Origin of the sequence: Bradyrhizobium denitrificans (genome assembly GCF_013179005.1) — a bacterium.
Taxonomy (GTDB): domain Bacteria; phylum Pseudomonadota; class Alphaproteobacteria; order Rhizobiales; family Xanthobacteraceae; genus Bradyrhizobium; species Bradyrhizobium denitrificans.
The window spans coordinates 205908-206629 of record NZ_JABFDP010000006.1 but is presented as its reverse complement, the minus strand read 5'-3'; the positions used below and the strand labels follow the sequence as shown (position 1 = coordinate 206629).

Genomic DNA, 722 nt, shown 5'->3' with positions numbered 1-722 from the left:
CACCGGCACGCCGCTGGCCGCAAGCTCGGCCTCCACGACCGGCAGCACATCCAGCGCGCCGCCGCCCACCAGCAGCGCCACCGGCGCGCTGTCCTGAAGCATGAACGCCAGCCGCTCCGGCGGATAGGCCGGGTCCAGCGGCACATAGGCCCCGCCCGCCTTCAGGATCGCCAGCAGTCCTACGATCATCTCCGGGCTGCGCGCGATGCAGATCGCCACACGGTCANCTGAACCATGAACGCCAGCCGCTCCGGCGGATAGGCCGGGTCAAGCGGCACATAGGCCCCGCCCGACTTCAGGATCGCCAGCAGACCCACGATCATCTCCGGGCTGCGCGCGATGCAGATCGCAACACGATCGTCCGGCTTGACGCCAAGCTTGCGCAGATGATGCGCCAGCCGGTTCGCCTGGATGTTCAGCTCCGCATAGCTCAGCCGGCGATCCTCATGCACCACCGCCACCGCATCGGGCGTCCGCTCGGCCTGCTNGGTGTTCAGCTCCGCATAGCTCAGCCGGCGCTCCTCATGCACCACCGCCACCGCATCCGGCGTCCGCTCGGCCTGCGCCTCGAACAACTCGTGCACGCACACATCCTGCGGATAATCCGCCGCCGTCGCGTTCCACTCCACCAGGACGCGATGACGCTCCGCCTCGCCCTGCAGCGGCAGACGATCAACCTCCGCATGCTCGTCCGCCACCATGCCTTCCAGCAGCCGGACAAA

The 722-nt window shown here is 68.5% G+C and carries 1 protein-coding gene and 1 pseudogene; both read right to left on the bottom strand.

Going from position 1 to position 722, the window contains the following annotated elements:
• The coding region (locus HL671_RS38760) for an AMP-binding protein (protein WP_283813076.1) at nt 1-189 on the bottom strand (189 nt) is incomplete at its 3' end.
• Between the two features lie 200 nt (nt 190-389).
• A pseudogene (locus tag HL671_RS39280) lies at nt 390-701 on the bottom strand (hypothetical protein); the annotation flags it as partial.
• Nucleotides 702-722: the final 21 nt, after the last annotated feature.